The sequence below is a fragment of the Rhodopseudomonas sp. B29 genome, from assembly GCF_000333455.1.
In the GTDB taxonomy this organism is placed as follows: Bacteria; Pseudomonadota; Alphaproteobacteria; order Rhizobiales; family Xanthobacteraceae; genus Rhodopseudomonas.
In genome coordinates this window covers 1-1,898 of sequence record NZ_BADD01000644.1, presented here as the reverse complement: position 1 = coordinate 1,898, position 1,898 = coordinate 1, and the positions used below count along the sequence as shown (strand labels likewise).

General features: G+C 63.3%; 3 protein-coding genes. 1 reads left to right on the top strand and 2 read right to left on the bottom strand.

The genetic code is table 11. From position 1 onward, the window contains the following. Positions 1–272: glutamine synthetase beta-grasp domain-containing protein (locus I5M_RS23110; protein WP_031337362.1), on the bottom strand; the 272-nt coding region annotated here is incomplete at its 3' end. Between the two features lie 105 nt (positions 273–377). After that, entirely contained in the window at positions 378–716 is a 339-nt protein-coding gene (locus tag I5M_RS23105) for a P-II family nitrogen regulator (RefSeq protein ID WP_022723564.1), read from the bottom strand. Positions 717–1,143: 427 nt separating this feature from the next. On the opposite strand from I5M_RS23105, the gene I5M_RS23100 reads away from it, so the two are divergent. Then, on the top strand, positions 1,144–1,898 hold a 755-nt coding region (locus I5M_RS23100), incomplete at its 3' end, for an NAD(P)H-hydrate epimerase (RefSeq protein WP_022723563.1).

Sequence of the window (1,898 nt, the reverse complement as noted above, 5' to 3'; positions counted from 1 at the left end):
CAGGTGATGACCATGGTGGTCTCTGCGAAGAACGGGTCGATGGTCGCGGTCGACGGATCCGGCATCAGCATCATGTCGGACTCGTTGATCGCCTTCCAGCCGGCGATCGACGAACCGTCGAACATCGTGCCTTCGGAGAAGATCTCTTCGTCGATCATCGAGACGTCGAACGTGACGTGCTGCCACTTGCCGCGCGGATCGGTGAAACGGAGGTCGACGTATTTGACGTCGTTGTCCTTGATTGATTTCAGGACTTCTTTGGCGGTCGTCATTGATAACCCCTTTGTGGAATACGTAGGTGGGCTACGGTCGTGAACGCGCGACCGGGGAACCGGCCGCGCGGGATGCAGTGGTGGGTGAGGTGATAGGCTGGCCGGTTAGATCGCGTCCAGTCCGGATTCGCCCGTTCTGATGCGGACGGCTTCTTCGATGTTGGAGACGAAGATCTTGCCGTCGCCGATGCGGCCGGTTTGGGCGGCGCGGCGGATCGCGTCGATCGCTTTCTCGACCAGATCGTCGGCGATCACGATTTCGATCTTCACCTTGGGCAGGAAGTCGACGATGTATTCGGCGCCGCGATAAAGTTCCGCGTGCCCCTTCTGACGGCCGAAGCCCTTGGCTTCCGTCACCGTGATGCCCTGCAGACCGACTTCCTGAAGCGCCTCTTTGACCTCGTCCAGCTTGAACGGCTTGATGATGGCTTCGATCTTTTTCACTTACACTCTCCCCGGCCTTCCCGCGTCTTGGGTCGGCAGTGTTATGCCAGATTGCAAGGCCTTGCGAACAGGCTTGCGCAGTGGATCGATCGCTCCACGCACCGGCCAGGCCGGCATTGCCATCTGTGTCCGGGGCGGACCCGAAACGCCATGACGGCCGCCTGCGCGCCCAGCCGAAGCGGGCCTGCGCGGGCGATCGAAACATGGCTTCCGTGTTAGCAGGGTCCATGCCAAATTCATCGAGGGCTGATTTTGAAGCGTTATCAGATTATTAGGGGCTCGTCCGCGTAGACTTTGGTGGTTCCGCATGGTTTGCGTGACTAATTCGAGTGCAGTCAGTCCAATTTGTGGGCAGTGAAGTGAGTGGTTTTGCTTGTGGATGGGGCGGGGCTGCCTCTTGCGCAGGCGTGCGTACTGGAAATCGAGCATGGAATTGCTGACCCCGGCCGAGATGGACCGCGCCGACCTGCTGACGATCTCGGGCGGGTCGTCGGGCTTTGCCCTGATGCTGCACGCCGGCCGACATGTCGCGCAGGCCGCGATGGAATTGGCGGACGCCGGATCCATCCTGGTGATCGCTGGCCCGGGCAACAATGGCGGCGATGGCCTGATCGCGGCGACCGAACTGGTCGCGCTCGGCCGCACTGTCCACGTGATGCTGCTCGGCGAGCGCGACGCCCTCAAGGGCGATGCGGCGCTGGCGGCGCGCGAATGGAAAGGACCGCTGCTGCCGTTCCTGCCGCAATCGATCGGCGCGCCGTCGCTGATCATCGACGCGCTGTTCGGTTCCGGCCTGAACCGGCCGGTGAAGGACGGCGCGCTCGAGATGATCGAGGCGGTCAATGCCTCGGGCGTGCCGGTGCTGGCCGTCGACCTGCCGAGCGGCATCAACGGCACCACCGGCGGCGTCATGGGAGCCGCCATCAAGGCGCGCGAGACGGTGACATTCTTCCGTCGCAAGCTCGGCCATCTGCTGGTGCCGGGGCGACTCTATTGCGGCAAACTGCGGCTGGTCGATATCGGCATCGATCCGGCCGTGCTGGACGAAATCCGGCCGCAGGCGTTCGAGAACGACCCGGACCTGTGGCTGCCGAGCTTTCCGGTGCCGCGCGCCGACGGCCACAAATATGGCCGCGGCCATGCGGTGATCGTCTCGGGCGAACGTCGCAGACCGGCGGGCGC